The sequence below is a fragment of the Sphingomonas donggukensis genome (assembly GCF_023674425.1).
Classification (GTDB): Bacteria; Pseudomonadota; Alphaproteobacteria; order Sphingomonadales; family Sphingomonadaceae; genus Sphingomonas; species Sphingomonas donggukensis.
This window is the reverse complement of sequence record NZ_CP098401.1, coordinates 2,257,344-2,272,500: the sequence shown is the minus strand read 5'-3', so window position 1 is coordinate 2,272,500 and position 15,157 is coordinate 2,257,344. Positions and strand designations below refer to the sequence as shown.

The following is a 15,157-nucleotide window of genomic DNA, read 5'->3' as shown; positions in this document are numbered from 1 at the left end:
GACGGAAAGACCCCGTGCACCTTTACTGCAGCTTCAGAGTGGCATTAGGAAAGAACTGTGTAGCATAGGTGGGAGGCTTTGAAGCATTGGCGCCAGCCGGTGTGGAGCCATAGGTGAAATACCACCCTGTTGTTTTCTGATGTCTAACCTCGAACCATGAAACTGGTTCAGGGACCCTCTGTGGCGGGTAGTTTGACTGGGGCGGTCGCCTCCTAAAGAGTAACGGAGGCGCGCGAAGGTTGGCTCAGGCCGGTTGGAAACCGGCTGTTAGAGTGCAATGGCATAAGCCAGCCTGACTGCGAGACTGACAAGTCGAGCAGAGACGAAAGTCGGTCATAGTGATCCGGTGGTCCCTCGTGGAAGGGCCATCGCTCAACGGATAAAAGGTACGCCGGGGATAACAGGCTGATAACCCCCAAGAGCTCATATCGACGGGGTTGTTTGGCACCTCGATGTCGGCTCATCACATCCTGGGGCTGGAGCAGGTCCCAAGGGTTTGGCTGTTCGCCAATTAAAGTGGTACGTGAGCTGGGTTCAGAACGTCGCGAGACAGTTTGGTCCCTATCTGCCGTGGGCGTCGAAATTTGAGAGGAGTTGACCCTAGTACGAGAGGACCGGGTTGAACATACCTCTGGTGTACCTGTCGTCGTGCCAACGGCGCAGCAGGGTAGCTATGTATGGACGGGATAACCGCTGAAAGCATCTAAGCGGGAAGCCTCCCTCGAGATAAGATTTCATAGGACGGTCGGAGACCACGACCTTGATAGATCGGATGTGGAAGTGCGGTAACGCATGGAGCTAACCGATACTAATTGTCCTATTCGCGCTTGAGAGTTCCACCATCAATGACAGCTCTGGTTTTCCAGATAGCGGTTGGCGGATGATTTCTCTGGCCTAGACGCTAGACTGAACATCGATTTGAAAAACTTCACACGCATTCTCACCGGCTTCATTGCTTGGTGGCCATAGCGTCTGTGCCCCACCCGATCCCATCCCGAACTCGGACGTGAAACCAGACAGCGCCGATGGTACTATTGCTCAAGCAATGGAAGAGTAGGTCGTCGCCAGGCATTGTAGCCGGTGAGATGTGTGCGAAGTTTCAAGAAACCCATTCACAATGTCAGAGACGTACCAGTCTCTACGCGCTGCCCAACCGGCTTATGGCCAGTGGCGCATGTTGGCGCGGGGTGGAGCAGCCCGGTAGCTCGTCAGGCTCATAACCTGAAGGTCACAGGTTCAAATCCTGTCCCCGCAACCAACGGTGTAGAACAACCCCCGGTCCCACGGACCGGGGGATTTTCGTTTGTGGCAAAGGCCGCCAGATCCTGCACCTTGGCGACGATTTCCGCTTCGGCGCCTTTTGCGCTCGTCGAATTGGTCGTCAAACTCTCGATAAGGCAACTCAAAATCTCGGCCGCCTCGCCGCAAACGGTTTCCTCGTCGAGTGACACGCGAAGCTCGGCAACCTTGTCGTCGACGAAGATACGCGCCTGCTCGTCGATGAACAGTTGCCCTTGCGGGATCGCGAGCGTGGCGGTCTCAACACCGGCCTTACGAACCGAGACGGTGTTGGTACAAGTGTCGCGCTCCTTCTGACCCGCCGAACAGTAATCGTCTTTACCGCTGACCGTGTAGGCCGCGCCACAGCAACTGCAGCGGATCAGCCCCGACAACAGGTGTTTTTGCGATTCTGCCGCGCTACCGGCACCGTGGAGGACGGTCGTTGCCGGCGCTCGATTTGCTCTCGCACGCCTTCCCAAGGCGCATCGTCGATGATCCGCATATCCGGCGTGTCGACGACAACCCATTCGTTGTCGTCACGCAGCCGATAGCGGCGTTCGCGCCCGCATATGAGACCTTCCGGGCGCGCTGGTCGAACGGGAGCCGTTGCTTAACTGGCACGAGTATCGCCTGAGCGCGATGGTGATGATGAAGCAGCTTTATGCCCAGGTGACGCTGAGCTCAGCATGGCACGACGAGAGGATTGCGTGAGTCTCGCTCTTGAACCGGCGTCGAGCGCCTCAGCCTCATTCGGTTGGTGAGAGCGTGCTATTCAGAAACGCGAGGGCATGCGCCCCTGCGCCCCGTGGAACTGCAACGCTGCGCTTTGGTACCTCCGAACGCGGCAAGGGATCTCGCTTCCGCATAGCTCGATCGTCCGCGGCCGCGTGCCTTCGTTGAGCCATCGATGTTAAGGTGCCGCGGCTGCGACAGCGGGCAAATCGTGTACCCGCATCGCAAACAAATCCCCATGCAGCTGAATGTCGCACCGCTTGCCGCCGCGCTGCACGACAATCTTCCCAATAAGAACGCAAATTGCCTCGCGTGCGGTATGCGATACGCATCCTCCGCTGCTCGCCGATCAAGCCATTTACGTCCTGATCGGCAACCGACGCGGTTTCATGGTCGGGATCGTCGAAACACTTGCGATCATAGCCGATCGCACGCCGCGTCACGAAAACGCGATCTGTCCTGCCCAACTCCGCAGTTGAAACTTCAGTACGTCGCGCGTGGTGCGCTGTTCGACGCCGCCTTTATCGTGGCACGATCGTGCGTAGCAATAGTAGGACTACCGCGGCAACGAACGATCCCAGCGCCATCAGCGTGGCGACAGTTGATAGCCCGACACCACTCGCAAACAGCGTTCCCGCAAGAGCAGGCGCGAGAGCCGCCCCGCCGCGGCCAATTCCGATCACGAAGCCGGTTGCCGACGCGCGGACTTCGGTTGGGAATAGGCTGGCAACCAGTGCGTACAGCCCCACGACACCGGCGTTGGTGAAAAAGCCGACGATGGCAGCAACGCGCGCAAGCTCCGCGATCCCGCGACTGTGCCAGCCGAAGACCGTCACCATCACCGCCGACGCCGCTAGCGTCGCGATCAGCAGATTGATGAGTCGAACCCGAGTCGCGAGCAGCCCGAGCAGAACAGCGCCGGTGAGACCGCCGACATTCGCCCAAACCAGGACACCACCCGCCGCCGGCGCCGGAAACCCCATGTCGACGACGATCTTGGGAATCCATTTGAGCACGAAATAATAGGTCAGGATGTGGCCGAAGTACGCGATGGTCAGCAGCGCGGTGCGTGCCCGCAGTGACCCGTCGAACAACCCGGTCGACTCGCGGGCTTCATCGCGTCGCGCGGTCGCGGGCAGCGCCGCGATCGCCTGGAGGCCGATGCGCTCCAAGGCGGCATTGACGCGCACCAGGGCGTTGGCCGGCCGTCGATAGATCAGGAAACCGATTGATTCGGGTGCGGCGACAAGCACCAGCGGGATCGAGAGCGCTGTGATGACGGCGCCGAACACGAACACCGCGCGCCAGCTCCATTCTGCCAGAAGGTAGCTGGCGACGCCGCCTCCAAGTACGGCGCCAAGGGGATAGCCCGCCGCCATCAGAACGACACACAGGTTCCGCCAGCGTCCGTTCGCGGCTTCTGCGACCGCGGCGTTGGTGGCAGCGAGCATGCCGCCGATGCCGAGGCCGGTCACCAGCCGCAACCAGCACAGCATGATAATACTGGTCGCCATCGCAGCACCTGCCATTCCGGTTGCCATGATAATGAGGCAGCCGAGGATCGTCGAACGGCGCCCGACCTTGTCTGCGAGGCGACCGAGGAGCAACGCGCCGAACGCCATCCCCACCAGTTCCATCGACAGGACAATACCGAGTGCGGCGCGGTCGATCCCCCATTCGGATGCGATCCCGGGCGAGGCGAAGCTGACCGACAAGACATCGAAGCCGTCCAGCGCATTGAGCGCGATCATCGTCGCAACCGTCCCGATCTGCCTTGGCGACATCGGCGCAGCGTCGATCCGGGCGCGCAATTCCTGTTCGGTCAGTTCCATCCAAAATCCTCTTGAGCGAGATCGTCTAACCCGGCCAGCGTCCGGCCGGCGAGAAATCCGAATGTCATGGCAGGCCCCAGATTGATGCCGCCGGCGGGATAATGGCCGCCCAATGCACTGACCGCATCTGCACCGACGACATGCAGCCCTGCGATCGGCAAGCCCGTCGCATTGAGCGCGCGGGCGACGGGATCGACGCTGATGCCGGCGAAGCTGCCGAAGCTGCCGGGCACAACCTTGATCGCATAGAAAGGGCCGCTGCCGAGCGGCGCCAAGGTTGGATTCGGCCTCACCGCTGGGTCACCCTGGTGACGGTTGTAGCGGCTGGCTCCACGGCCGAACGCCGGATCCTCTCCGCGATGCGCAGCCGCATCGAACCGGGCAGCCGTTTCGCGCAGGGCCGCAGCGTTTATGCCGCACTGCGCCGCGAGTTCATCAAGGGTGCGGCCACGCACCAGATAGCCTCGCCTGATCCAATGCGCGCGCGGGAATGGCCAAGGGCGGACGAAGCCCAATCCGTAACGGTTGATCGACTTCGCCCCGGCAATCAGCCAGCTTTCCGGTCGTTCGCCCGGCGGTGTCGACGCCAGCAGCGCGGCGACGTAGTCGTGATAGCCATTTGCCTCATTGACGAAACGCCGACCGTTCCGAAGCACGGCGATAATTCCCGGTTTGCCGCGATCGATGATGTGGGGAAAATATCCCGTGGTGCCATCGGCATGCGGGACAAGCGACACCGGACACCACGCCCCTGCCGCCGCCGGGCTTTCATCGAATACTGCGCCGACTGCTTCAGCGAGCCTGGCTCCATCGCCGGCGACATCCGCTGGAGGCAGGCTCCAGTGGGCGCTTCCATCGCCACTATGCGGGAACAGGCGCGCACGACGCTGCTGGTCGTTGCTGATCCCGCCGGTGGCAAGCACGACGCCGCGACGCGCCTTTATCTCGCACATGCCCAATGGCGTCTCGACGATCGCACCGGTTACGCGCCGGCCATCGAACGAGAGGCGGAGCGCCGACGTGTCGGTCCGTATCATGACGCCGGCGTCGCGCGCGGAAAGTGCCAGCCTCGCGACAAGAGCGGCGCCGTTCACAAGGACGCGCGCACGCCTCCTGAGCGCCTGGTCCGCCGCGTGACGCCCGAGACGGCGCGCGACGTGCAACATGCTCGCGGGCCGGCGCGTCGCGCTGAGGAATGCGGCGAGATCTGCGCCTGCCTGGATAGGCAGGCCCCACAGCGAAGTCTCACGCATCGGGGGGCGCAATCTGCGGAGCATGTCGTCCTCGCCGCGCATATCGATACGTTCGGCGATGATCGAACGTCCGCCGCGGCTGGCGCCCGGCAGATCGCCGTAGATATCCGGGATGGTGTTTCCGCCTTCGAATCGGAGGCGGGTGTGCTGCTCGAAGAACGAAACCATCGCCGGCCCGCCGCGAAGCAATGCTTCGACGCGTGGCGCGTCATACCGATTGCCCAACACGGCGCGAAGGTAGGCGCGGGGCGCGACCGCGTCCTCGGCGATCCCGGCGCGGCGCGCGACAGGATTGCCGGGCACCCACATCCAGCCGCCCGACCATGCACTCGCGCCGCCGATCGTCGATGACGTCTCGACGACGACAACGCGGCAACCGCCATGAGCGGCAGCGACTGCCGCCGAGAGGCCGCCCGCGCCCGATCCGATGACGAGAACATCGGTGTCCTCCGCCGCTATCAAGATGCCAGATCCAGAACGCGGCGCGTTGCTTCAAGCGCCCGGGCAGCATGGTCGCGCGGCGAACGGCCGGCTGCCATTGCGGCGGCATCGGGAACTTCGACGCTAACGGGAATGCCGGGCGGCAATGCGCGTAGCAGTGCGGGAAGATCGATTTCGCCATCGCCGGGGTACAGGCGCCCCGCGCGCGCTTCCGCGATCACTTCTGTCATCGCGCCCGGAATCGGACCCGCGATATCGCACAGCTGCACATAGCCGCATCGCGATGTATCGACCGGGATGTCTGCCGGCACGCCGCCCGACCGGGCCAGGTGAAATGCGTCGATCAGAACGCCAGCGTCCGTCCGGCCTGAGGCGGCGCACAACGCGAAGGCGTCGCCGACCGTGGGAACGCTGGTCCAGGGCATAGCCTCGATATGCGGCACGATTCCGTAGTCCGCTGCTGCCTCGCACAGTTCGGCGAAGTGATCGGCCATGCGCGCGCGGTCGGGGTCGTTGCCCGCGACAAGCGCGAAGCGCGCGCCGAAGGCGGCGCCGGTCTCGAGCGCGGGGCGGAACCGATCGATGACGACATCCGGTGTGAGTCGCAGGATTTCGATGTCGAGCACCGCCACGCCGCTCGCGGAGAGCGCCTGCCGGGCCGCACGAAACGCGGTGGAGCCGACAACGAGCGATTCGTGCGGCTCATCCGGAGTGGCCGCGATCACGCGAATGCCGACATGGGAATATCCGGCATCGGCCGCGAGGTCGATCTGCTCATGGCACGAGCAGCCGAGCACCGTAAGAGCGGCAAGCGAAATCTCGCATTCACGAGCGGCTTCCCGCACTTCCAGACTCTCCCGGCGCCGCATGATTGTTTGCGCAGATACAGGCCTATCATCGGGATTTTACGCGCGCCATATCTGCGCAGGCATCTCATTCGAACGATAAATTATGGGATGTGACGACCATGATTTACGTCGGTGTTGCCATAGCGATCGCGGCGACAACAAAAATAACTATCTTAAAACAATTAGATAAGAAATTCGATATGGCGACTCACCCGACGCTGTCGCGACAAAACGCCGCCGGGGTCGAGGGCTCCAATTCGACAAAGTGAATATCGGCTAGCGATTTCAAATTAGCTAGGTTCATGCGCATCCTTAATCAGGAGAGCGAACCAAAGCGGGCGGGGACCCGATGGTAAATTCGGCATTGTCCGATTGGGGAGGAAACGATGAAAGGTGTGCTTCTCGCCGGCACCGCGGCGATCCTGGCAATCACGACCGCCGGCGTCGCCCAGGCGCAGCAAGTGAAAACGGGGATCCCTGAGGCTCCAAGCGAAGGTCCGCAGCCGTCGCCGCAAGCCGCATCGCCGGACGCCGCGACGGCGGATGCCGCAGCCGATCAGTCTGGCGATATCATCGTTACCGCCAACAAGCGGAGCGAGCGCCTGCAGTCCGTGGCCGCTAGCATCACCGCAGTCGATGACGTCGCGCTCGGCGCGCAGGCGATCCTGACGGTCCGTGAGTTTTCGGTGATCTCGCCGACGCTCAACTTCCAGGCGGCAGACGAAGCGCGGCTGTTCAACTTCTCGATCCGCGGCATCGGCACGGAAAGCTTTTCGGTCGGCGTCGAGCCGAGCGTCGCGACGATCATCGATGGCGTCGTCTATACCCGCCCGGGCGCGGCATTCGACGGGCTGGGCGACATCGAGCGGGTCGAGGTTCTCAATGGACCTCAAGGCACGCTGCAAGGAAAGAACGCCTCCGCCGGCGCGGTGAGTATCATTACCAAGCGTCCAAATCGCGAGCGGTTCGAGGGGCGCGCCGAGGTCGGCATCGCAGAGTATAACGAGTACACCGGACAGATTTCGGTGACCGGCCCGATCAACGACAGTCTCGCCTACAGGGCGTTCGGCTATTATCGCACCCGCGATGGCGTGGTGACGAACATCGCGACCGGCAAGAGCGTGAACAATTCCGAAGGCTATGGCTTCCGCGGCAAGCTGGAATTCGAGCCTGCAAACGGCTTCAACCTGCTGTTGACCGGCGATATCACGTACAACAAGGCGGATTGCTGCGCGGAACCGCTGCGTGTCGCCGCGGCGTCTGGCAACGTCACCAGCGCATTTACCAGCACGCCGATCGGGCCGGACAACCGACAGGTCAATCTGAACACTTTGCAGGAAGGGTATCAGAAGAATCGCGGCGTCTCGCTCGAAGGCAATTTTGAGATCGGCACGCACACGCTCACCTCGTTGACGGCCTATCGCAACTATCGCGATTTCGCGATCCGCGACCGCGACGGCACCAATGCGCCGTTCACCGGCGTAACGGCGCAGCAGTTGTTCAACGCAACGGTGCCGGGGATTTCCCAGGCGGACGCCACGGCGCGGCTCGATGCGTTGCTCATCAATCCGCTGAGCTTTGCCTGCCGCAACAATGTGTGCGGCGAAAGCAACAGTCTGGAGAAGAACGACACGTTCTCGCAGGAAGTCCGGCTCACGTCGCCCGGCGGTCAGACGATCGATTATATCCTCGGACTATTCTATTACGACAGCAAGGTCGAACGCGACCTTACGATTGCCGGGGTTCGGTCAAATATCGCCGGCAACGTCGTCTTTCCGACGCCGACTACGGTCACCGTCGCACGCGACACTGCCTATGTGCTCGCGGACATGGTCACGAAAGTCCACACGATCAACAAGGCAGTCTTCGGAAACGTCGATTTCAAGCCGTTCGACGGCCTGACGCTGACCGGCGGTTTCCGCTATCTCAACGAAACGCTGCGTTGGGATCACGACAAGGTCACCGGGCCCAACGGGGATCATATCGGTACGCCCGCCGGCATCAATCGCGATGGCGCAGTGGCGCCAGGCGCAAACCCTGGAACGCCGCAATATGATTTCCAGAGGCGCTATTCGGACAACGAACTGATCGGCAAGCTGGTGGCGAAGTACCAGATTGCTCGAGATATCCTGGTCTATGGTTCCTGGGCGCGTGGCTATAAGGGCCAGGCTGTCGATGCCGACCTGTTCCTGACGGCTGCCGGCTTTGCTGAGAGCCCGGTCGATCCCGAGAAGTCGCGGGCATGGGAGATCGGTCTGAAGTCCCAGTTCTGGGATCGTCGTATCACCGTCAACCTGACCGGCTACGACACAAAATTCACCGGCTACCAGACCACCAGTTCGGGCACCGACGGATCGGGAGCGCCGGTTCTGCGCTCTGCGGGCGAACTGTTCACGAAGGGGATCGAGGGCGACATCTCGATCCGGCCAATCCCCGGCCTCAGCCTCGCGGGCAATTTCCTGTTCGCGGACAATAAGTTTGGCGATCTGTTCATCAACGCCACCACCAATCTGAAGGGTGGCGATCCGTTGAACGCGCCGGAAACGAAATACGGTTTCAGCGGGCAGTATGAATTCGCGGCGGGCGGCTTCGACGTCAGCCTTGCAGGCAATTATTCCTGGACGTCGAAGACGCTGTTCACGAACCTTGCGGACGCCAACAACGAGGCTTCTATCTGGCGACGCCCGTCGTTCGGGGTCGCGAACATGACGCTTGGCGTCACGTCGCCCGATCAGCGATACAAGCTGACGCTGTACGTGAAAAATCTGTTCGACAAGCACTATGTCGATGGGCTGCGGCGCATCTCGGGCTCGGTCGGGGGCGCCGGCGCGGTGGCCCAGTCGCTACCGCGTGACTTCGACCGGTATTTCGGCGGCACCTTCGCCGTGCAGTTCTGACAGCGACGCGGCAAGAAGGAAGAGACTGATGTCGATGCTGACCCCCGTCGTCCAGTCCCGCGACGGGGGCAGTCCGGAAGAGGTGGGGGAAGTCCAGTGGCAACCGCTGCGCGTTGCGGTCGTGGGACTGTGCTTCCTCCTCAATATGCTGGACGGCACCGACCTGTTGATCATGTCGTTCATCGCGCCGCATCTGGCGGCGGACTGGAACATCTCCCCTGAGCGACTGGGCGCCATTTTCAGCGCCAGTCTTGCAGGAATGGCGGTTGGCTGCCTTTTCATTGCACCACTGGCGGATCGCTTCGGCAGGCGCACGATGATTATGGCGGCGCTTGCGCTCGTCGGGGTGGCGATGGTCGCTTCCGGACAAGCGCACGACACCACCCAATTAATGATCGCGCGCTTTTTCGTTGGCATCGGTGTCGGGACGATCGGCGTCTCGATGACCGCGATGGCGTCCGAATATGCGCCGCCGCGTTACGCCGGATTTGCGGTAGGCTTCGTGCAGGCAGGCTGGCCGCTTGGTTCGGTCATTACGGCCTTTGTCGCAGCGTCTCTGATCTCGGATACCGGATGGCAAATCCTGCTGACGGCGATCGGCATTCTGAGCTTCGTGCTGTTGGCCATAGTAGCCATAGCACTTCCCGAATCCCTGACGTTCCTGCAGCGCGTGCAGCCGCGAGGTGCGCTGCCCCGGATCAACCGCCTGCGTAGGCGGCTTGCGCTTGCCCCGTTCGAGACGCTCCCCGAAAAGGCCAATGATGCAGGTCGCCTGAGCGTAACCGCATTATTTGCCGATGGCCGGGCCAAGCAAAGCGCAATCCTGTGGCTGGCGGTCACGTTCGGATACTTCGTCCTGTACTTCGCGATCAGCTGGATTCCCAAGCTTTCGGCACAGGCGGGCCTGCCCGTGCGTGACGCGATCTATGCGGGGGCCACATACAATGTGGGCGCGTTCATCGGCACCTCGGCGATCGGCTGGCTGGCCGTGAGCAACAAGTTGAATCGCGTGACCGCGATCTTTCTCGGGATCGGCGCCTGCGCGATGATCGTCTTTGGGGCGGTGCCGGTGCCCGTGGCGGCAACGCTGTTCGTCGCGATGCTGGTGGGAATGACGGTCGGGGGGGGATTCAACGGCTTCTGGGGACTGGCCGCCTCGCTTTACCCCGCACATATGCGCGGCACCGGAATCGGCTGGGCGCTGGGGGTGGGTCGCATCGGGGCAGTGCTGGGGCCGATCGTTGGGGGCGCGCTTGTCGGCGCGGGGATGTCCAACGCCATCATCTTCTCGATATATGCCGTACCGCTGGTGCTGGCCGCTGCTTTGTGCCTGGGGCTGAGGACTGACGTGACAGAAGTCAATTGACATGAAAACCGCCATTGCCACCGTGTCGATCAGCGGGACGCTTGAAGAAAAGCTTGTCGCGGTGGCGCGCGCCGGCTTCCTGGGCGTCGAAATCTTCGAAAACGACCTTATCACCTTTCCCGGTTCGCCGGCGGATATCCGCGCGATGCTCGCCGATCTCGGCCTGTCCTGTCCGCTGTTCCAGCCGTTCCGCGATTTTGAAGGGATGCCCAGCGAACTGCGCGAGCGTGCGCTTCAGCGCGCGGCACGCAAATTCTCGGTCATGCGCGAACTGGGCACCGACCTCGTGCTGGTGTGTTCAAACTGCTCTCCACTCGCGCTGGGCGATCGTGCGCGGATCATCGACGACTTCGGCGCGCTGGGAGAACTCGCCGCCAAGCATGGCGTCCGCATTGGTTACGAAGCTCTGGCCTGGGGGCGGCACGTCAACGACCACCGCGAGGCCTGGTCGATCGTCCGCGACGTGGATCATCCCAATGTCGGTCTTATCCTCGACAGTTTCCACTCGTTGGCGCGCGGTATCCCATCGGCCAGCATCGGCGACGTGCGCGCAAACAAGCTGTTCTTCGTCCAAGTCGCCGATGCGCCGCGCTTCGATATGGATTTACTGCAGTGGAGCCGTCATTTCCGCACGATGCCCGGTCAGGGCGACCTAGCACTTGAGGAATGGGCCGAGGCGATCTGGCGTACGGGTTACGACGGCTGGTGGTCGCTGGAGATTTTCAACGATCGTTTCCGCGCCGCCAGTGGCCAGCTGGTGGCGCGCGACGGTGCGCGTTCGCTGATCGCGCTGCGCGATACGGTGGCGCGTCGACCGCGGCCCGCAGTGCCGGCGTCGATCGCGCCGCCGGTCGCTCCCTCACACGTCAGCTTCATCGAATTCGCGGTGAGTGAGGATGAAGCCGAACAGCTGCGCAGCCTGATGTCCGCGCTGGGTTTTTGCCTGACTGGACGGCACAAGCGCAAGGCAGTGGAGCGGTGGGCGCAGGGTGCGATCAACCTGATCGTGAACACCGAGCCCGAAGGTTTCGCCCACTCCTTCGACATCATGCACGGAGGCTCGGTTTGCGCAATCGGTCTGGTCGTCGCCGATGTCGCGGCGGTGCTGGATCGCGCAACCGCGCTGGGCATCGACCTTTTTCGTCAGGCGGTGGCTCCCGACGAGCACGCCATGCCCTCGCTGCGCGGCGTGGGCGGCAGCCTGATCTACCTTCTGTCGCCACAGGAAAACGATCAGATCTGGCGCGACGAATTCATCGGCATCGACCGACCAGAGGAGCAGGATTGCGCCAGGCTGATGCGGGTCGATCACATCGCCTACACCATGCATTACGAGGAGTTCCTGTCGTGGGTGCTCTTTTTCGTCGCGCAGTTCGGGATGGAGAAGACGCCGTTGGTGGAGATCAGCGATCCGCTCGGACTCGTGCAGAGCCAGGCGGTCGAGACCGCTGATCGGGCGGTTCGCTTCACGCTGAACGGTTCGAATGCACAGCAGACCCTGTCATCTCGTTTCGTGCAAAACTACTTCGGCGCCGGCGCACAGCACATCGCCTTCGCAACCGACGACATCGTGGCGGCGGCGCGCGCCGCCGACGCCGCCGGGCTTGAACGGCTGCCGATTCCGCAGAATTACTACGACGATCTAATCGCGCGTTTTGCGCTGCCGGACGAACTGGTGGAGACGATGGCCGCGTATCACATCCTCTACGATCGAGACGATCGGGGCGAGTATTTCCAGTTCTACAGCCGCGCCTTTGGCAAGCGCGTATTCTTCGAGGTGGTCGAACGGCGCGGATATGACGGATATGGCGCGGCAAACGCCTCGATCCGGTTGGCCGCGCAGGCGCGCTACAAGGCGATGGCGACATGACCGCGGCGGTTGAGGATCTGTCCGGGGCCGCGCCGATACTGGTCGGGCTGATCGGTCGCGGCATCGGTTCCTCGCGCTCGCCAAGACTCCACCAGGCCGAGGGCGCGGCGCAGGGGCGGCGGATCGCCTACAAGCTGTTCGACTTCGACACACTCGGCTGGGCCGACGAACGCCTCCCCGATCTTTTGCGCGCGCTCGCGACGGCAGGTTTCGCAGGGACGAATGTCACCTTTCCATTCAAACAGGCAGTCATACCGCATCTTGATGCGCTGACCCCGGGAGCGCGGGCAATCGGTGCGGTCAACACGGTCGTATTCCGCGATGGACGCTCAACCGGACACAATACCGACGCGACTGGATTTGCGGCGGGCATCGAGGCGCATGTCGCGGCAGGCGCACGACGTCACGTGCTGCAACTCGGCGCCGGGGGCGCAGGCTCCGCGACGGCCTGGGCAATGCTCGATCTCGGCGTCGAGCGATTGACGATCGCGGACACCGATGCGGAGCGGCGCGACCAGCTTGTTGCGGATTTGCGCGCACGGTTCGGGGAGCGGGTTGCGGGTAGCGAAAAACTCGGCGAGGTTGCGCCGTGCGCGAGCGGAATCGTCAATGCGACACCGATTGGCATGGCAAAGCTGCCGGGGACGCCGATCGACCCGGCGCTGCTGGCGCATCGCCCGTGGGTGTACGACATCATTTATTTCCCGCTGGAAACCGAACTCCTGCGCGACGCCGCGGCGCTTGGTTGCCAGACGATCAACGGCGTGACGATGGTGGTGCATCAGGGCGCGGCCGCATTCGCGCTCTTCAATGACCTTGCTCCCGATATCGATCGGATGACGCGCAGTCTGTTCGAGCCCGGTCGCTAGGCGAACACCATACCATCCATCAGCTTGCGCGCCGTGCGCAGCAAGGCCGCGGAAGTCACCTCGCCATCCTCATCGCGGCCAAGGACGCACGTGAATTCCCCGGTCGGATGCTCGATCGACAGGGCGGGCCGATCGCCGCCCGGCACCGTCGCCAGGCTGGCTGCGACCGAGCCGGGGACAAGACATGCAGTTGCGACACTGACCGCGCCCAGCACGCCGATCGATGCATGCGCGCGATGCGGAATGAAGCTGCGCACCGTAATCGCGCCGCCATGCCTTGGCGGCGCCACGAGCATGATCTTGGGAACCGATTTGTCCGCAACGTCGCCGAGGTTCATGACCGGTCCCGCAGACAGTCGAATCGCCTCGATTCGCGTCTTCACATCAGCGGCATCGTCCAGCGTCTCGCGGTCCTCGTAGCCCGTTGCGCCGACGTCCTTCGCTGCGATCACGATGCAGGGCATGCCGTTGTCGATAAGCGTGCAGGACACTCCCTCGATGACGTCGACCGCCCGTCCGGTGGGAAGCAGTGCGCCGCATGATGAACCCGCCGTGTCACGAAATGCGAGCGCGACCCCCGCGGCGGTTCCGGGCACGCCGTCGATCCGCGCGTCGCCGGCATAGGTCACGCGCCGCTGCGGCGTTGCCACGGTAGCGACGGCGATCTGGCCGGTATTTTCCATGAAGATCGATACGTCGGTTTCGTCGTCGCGCGCCGCCACGATCCCGCGCTCGATCGCGAAGGGGCCGACCCCGGCGAGGATGTTACCGCAGTTCTGCGTATCGGCGACGATCGCGCGATCGACGAAGACCTGCAGAAACAGATAGTCCACATCGACCCCGTCACGCGCCGAGCGGGAGATGACCGCGACCTTCGACGTCAGCGGGTCCGCGCCGCCCATGCCATCGATCTGACGCGCGTCGGGCGACCCCATGACCCGTAGCAGGAAGGCATCGCGCGCGGCCGGATCGGCCGGCAGATCGTCGCGCAGGAAATAGCCGCCCTTGGACGTGCCACCGCGCATCCACATGCAGGCAACGCCATCAGACATAGCGCAGGCCCATCGCCGCCAGCTTGCCGCGCATGTCATAGATGTCGAGCCCCAGTTCTCCTGCAGCCAGCCGCGCGCGCTTCAACGCCTCGTTCGCTTCCCGCGCGCGACCCGTCTCGAGCGTGGCGGCGGCGTCGGTACGGCGCACCACGCATACGCCGTCGTCGTCGGCGACGATCACGTCGCCTGGCTCGATCGCCGCGCCCGCACAGACTATGGGTACGTTGACCGAGCCCAGCGTCGCCTTGACCGTTCCCTGCGCGAACACTGCCGTCGACCAGACCGGGAATCCCATCTCCGTGAGATCCCGTACATCGCGGACGCCAGCGTCGATCACCAGGCCGCGGCAACCGCGCGCCTGTGCTGATGTGGCAAGGAGATCGCCGAAATACCCATCCTCGCAAGGGCTGGTCGGTGCGAGCACAAGGATGTCGCCATCCCGCAACTGTTCGATCGCGACATGCACCATCCAGTTATCGCCGGGCGGCGCCGAGATGGTCACCGCGCTGCCCGCGATGCGCGCGCCGGGGAATATCGGGCGCATTCGCGCTGCGAGCAGTCCAGTGCGGCCTTGCGACTCATGGACCGTTGCAACCCCCAGTCTGGCCAGGCCGTCGACCACAACCCGATCGGCGCGTTCGATCGCCTGGACTACCTTTCCGCTCATCATGCTCTCCTTGCGGGCAAGCGTTGCAGCCGCAACCGTGCGTTACAAA

11 protein-coding genes, 1 tRNA gene and 2 rRNA genes (1 of these 14 running past the window's edge) are annotated in these 15,157 nt (G+C 63.1%); 8 read left to right on the top strand and 6 right to left on the bottom strand.

Annotated features, from left to right (window positions below):
• From M9980_RS11125 to M9980_RS11115, 3 genes are all read left to right on the top strand, one after another.
• A 23S ribosomal RNA gene (locus tag M9980_RS11125) occupies positions 1 to 832 on the top strand (it extends 1,965 nt beyond the left edge of the window).
• A gap of 123 nt (positions 833 to 955) precedes the next feature.
• Positions 956 to 1,070, top strand: a 5S ribosomal RNA gene (rrf, locus tag M9980_RS11120).
• A gap of 111 nt (positions 1,071 to 1,181) precedes the next feature.
• A tRNA-Met gene (locus M9980_RS11115) sits at positions 1,182 to 1,258 on the top strand.
• Here the strand turns inward: M9980_RS11115 and M9980_RS14315 are convergent.
• The 4 genes from M9980_RS14315 to M9980_RS11100 form a co-directional block, all read right to left on the bottom strand.
• Positions 1,215 to 1,808, bottom strand: a complete 594-nt coding sequence (locus M9980_RS14315) for a recombinase zinc beta ribbon domain-containing protein (protein WP_422921399.1) — start codon at positions 1,806 to 1,808, stop codon at positions 1,215 to 1,217. The two genes, M9980_RS11115 and M9980_RS14315, sit on opposite strands and share 44 nt — an antisense overlap.
• Before the next feature lie 726 nt (positions 1,809 to 2,534).
• Positions 2,535 to 3,845 (bottom strand): MFS transporter, encoded by a 1,311-nt coding sequence (locus M9980_RS11110; protein WP_340689099.1) that lies wholly within the window; start codon positions 3,843 to 3,845, stop codon positions 2,535 to 2,537.
• A complete protein-coding gene (locus M9980_RS11105; protein WP_250750706.1) occupies positions 3,836 to 5,560 on the bottom strand; it encodes an FAD-dependent oxidoreductase in 1,725 nt (574 codons plus the stop codon). The genes M9980_RS11110 and M9980_RS11105 overlap by 10 nt, the downstream gene beginning before the upstream one ends.
• Complete coding sequence (locus tag M9980_RS11100; RefSeq protein ID WP_250750704.1) at positions 5,557 to 6,384, bottom strand: sugar phosphate isomerase/epimerase family protein; 828 nt, start codon at positions 6,382 to 6,384, stop codon at positions 5,557 to 5,559. Before M9980_RS11100 ends, M9980_RS11105 begins: the two co-directional genes overlap by 4 nt.
• Positions 6,385 to 6,497: 113 nt before the next feature.
• Between M9980_RS11100 and M9980_RS11095 the strand changes: the two genes are divergently transcribed.
• The 5 genes from M9980_RS11095 (at position 6,498) to M9980_RS11075 (ending at position 13,389) form a co-directional block, all read left to right on the top strand.
• The gene (locus M9980_RS11095) at positions 6,498 to 6,656 is read left to right on the top strand and encodes a hypothetical protein (RefSeq protein ID WP_250750702.1); all 159 of its coding nucleotides are present in this window, start codon (positions 6,498 to 6,500) and stop codon (positions 6,654 to 6,656) included.
• Positions 6,657 to 6,773: 117 nt separating this feature from the next.
• Positions 6,774 to 9,284 (top strand): TonB-dependent receptor, encoded by a 2,511-nt coding sequence (locus tag M9980_RS11090; protein WP_250750700.1) that lies wholly within the window; start codon positions 6,774 to 6,776, stop codon positions 9,282 to 9,284.
• A gap of 28 nt (positions 9,285 to 9,312) precedes the next feature.
• A complete protein-coding gene (locus M9980_RS11085; protein WP_250750698.1) occupies positions 9,313 to 10,650 on the top strand; it encodes an MFS transporter in 1,338 nt (445 codons plus the stop codon).
• Position 10,651: 1 nt separating this feature from the next.
• On the top strand, positions 10,652 to 12,520 hold the full coding sequence (locus M9980_RS11080) for a bifunctional sugar phosphate isomerase/epimerase/4-hydroxyphenylpyruvate dioxygenase family protein (RefSeq protein ID WP_250750696.1): 1,869 nt from the start codon (positions 10,652 to 10,654) through the stop codon (positions 12,518 to 12,520).
• Positions 12,517 to 13,389, top strand: coding sequence for a shikimate dehydrogenase (locus M9980_RS11075; RefSeq protein ID WP_250750695.1), 873 nt, complete (start codon positions 12,517 to 12,519; stop codon positions 13,387 to 13,389). Before M9980_RS11080 ends, M9980_RS11075 begins: the two co-directional genes overlap by 4 nt.
• Here M9980_RS11075 and M9980_RS11070 read toward each other — a convergent pair.
• Both M9980_RS11070 and M9980_RS11065 read right to left on the bottom strand, forming a co-directional pair.
• A complete protein-coding gene (locus tag M9980_RS11070) occupies positions 13,386 to 14,441 on the bottom strand; it encodes a 4-oxalomesaconate tautomerase (RefSeq protein ID WP_250750693.1) in 1,056 nt (351 codons plus the stop codon). The genes M9980_RS11075 and M9980_RS11070 overlap by 4 nt on opposite strands.
• Positions 14,434 to 15,108, bottom strand: a complete 675-nt coding sequence (locus M9980_RS11065) for a 4-carboxy-4-hydroxy-2-oxoadipate aldolase/oxaloacetate decarboxylase (protein ID WP_250754899.1) — start codon at positions 15,106 to 15,108, stop codon at positions 14,434 to 14,436. The genes M9980_RS11070 and M9980_RS11065 overlap by 8 nt, the downstream gene beginning before the upstream one ends.
• Between the last annotated feature and the right edge of the window lie 49 nt (positions 15,109 to 15,157).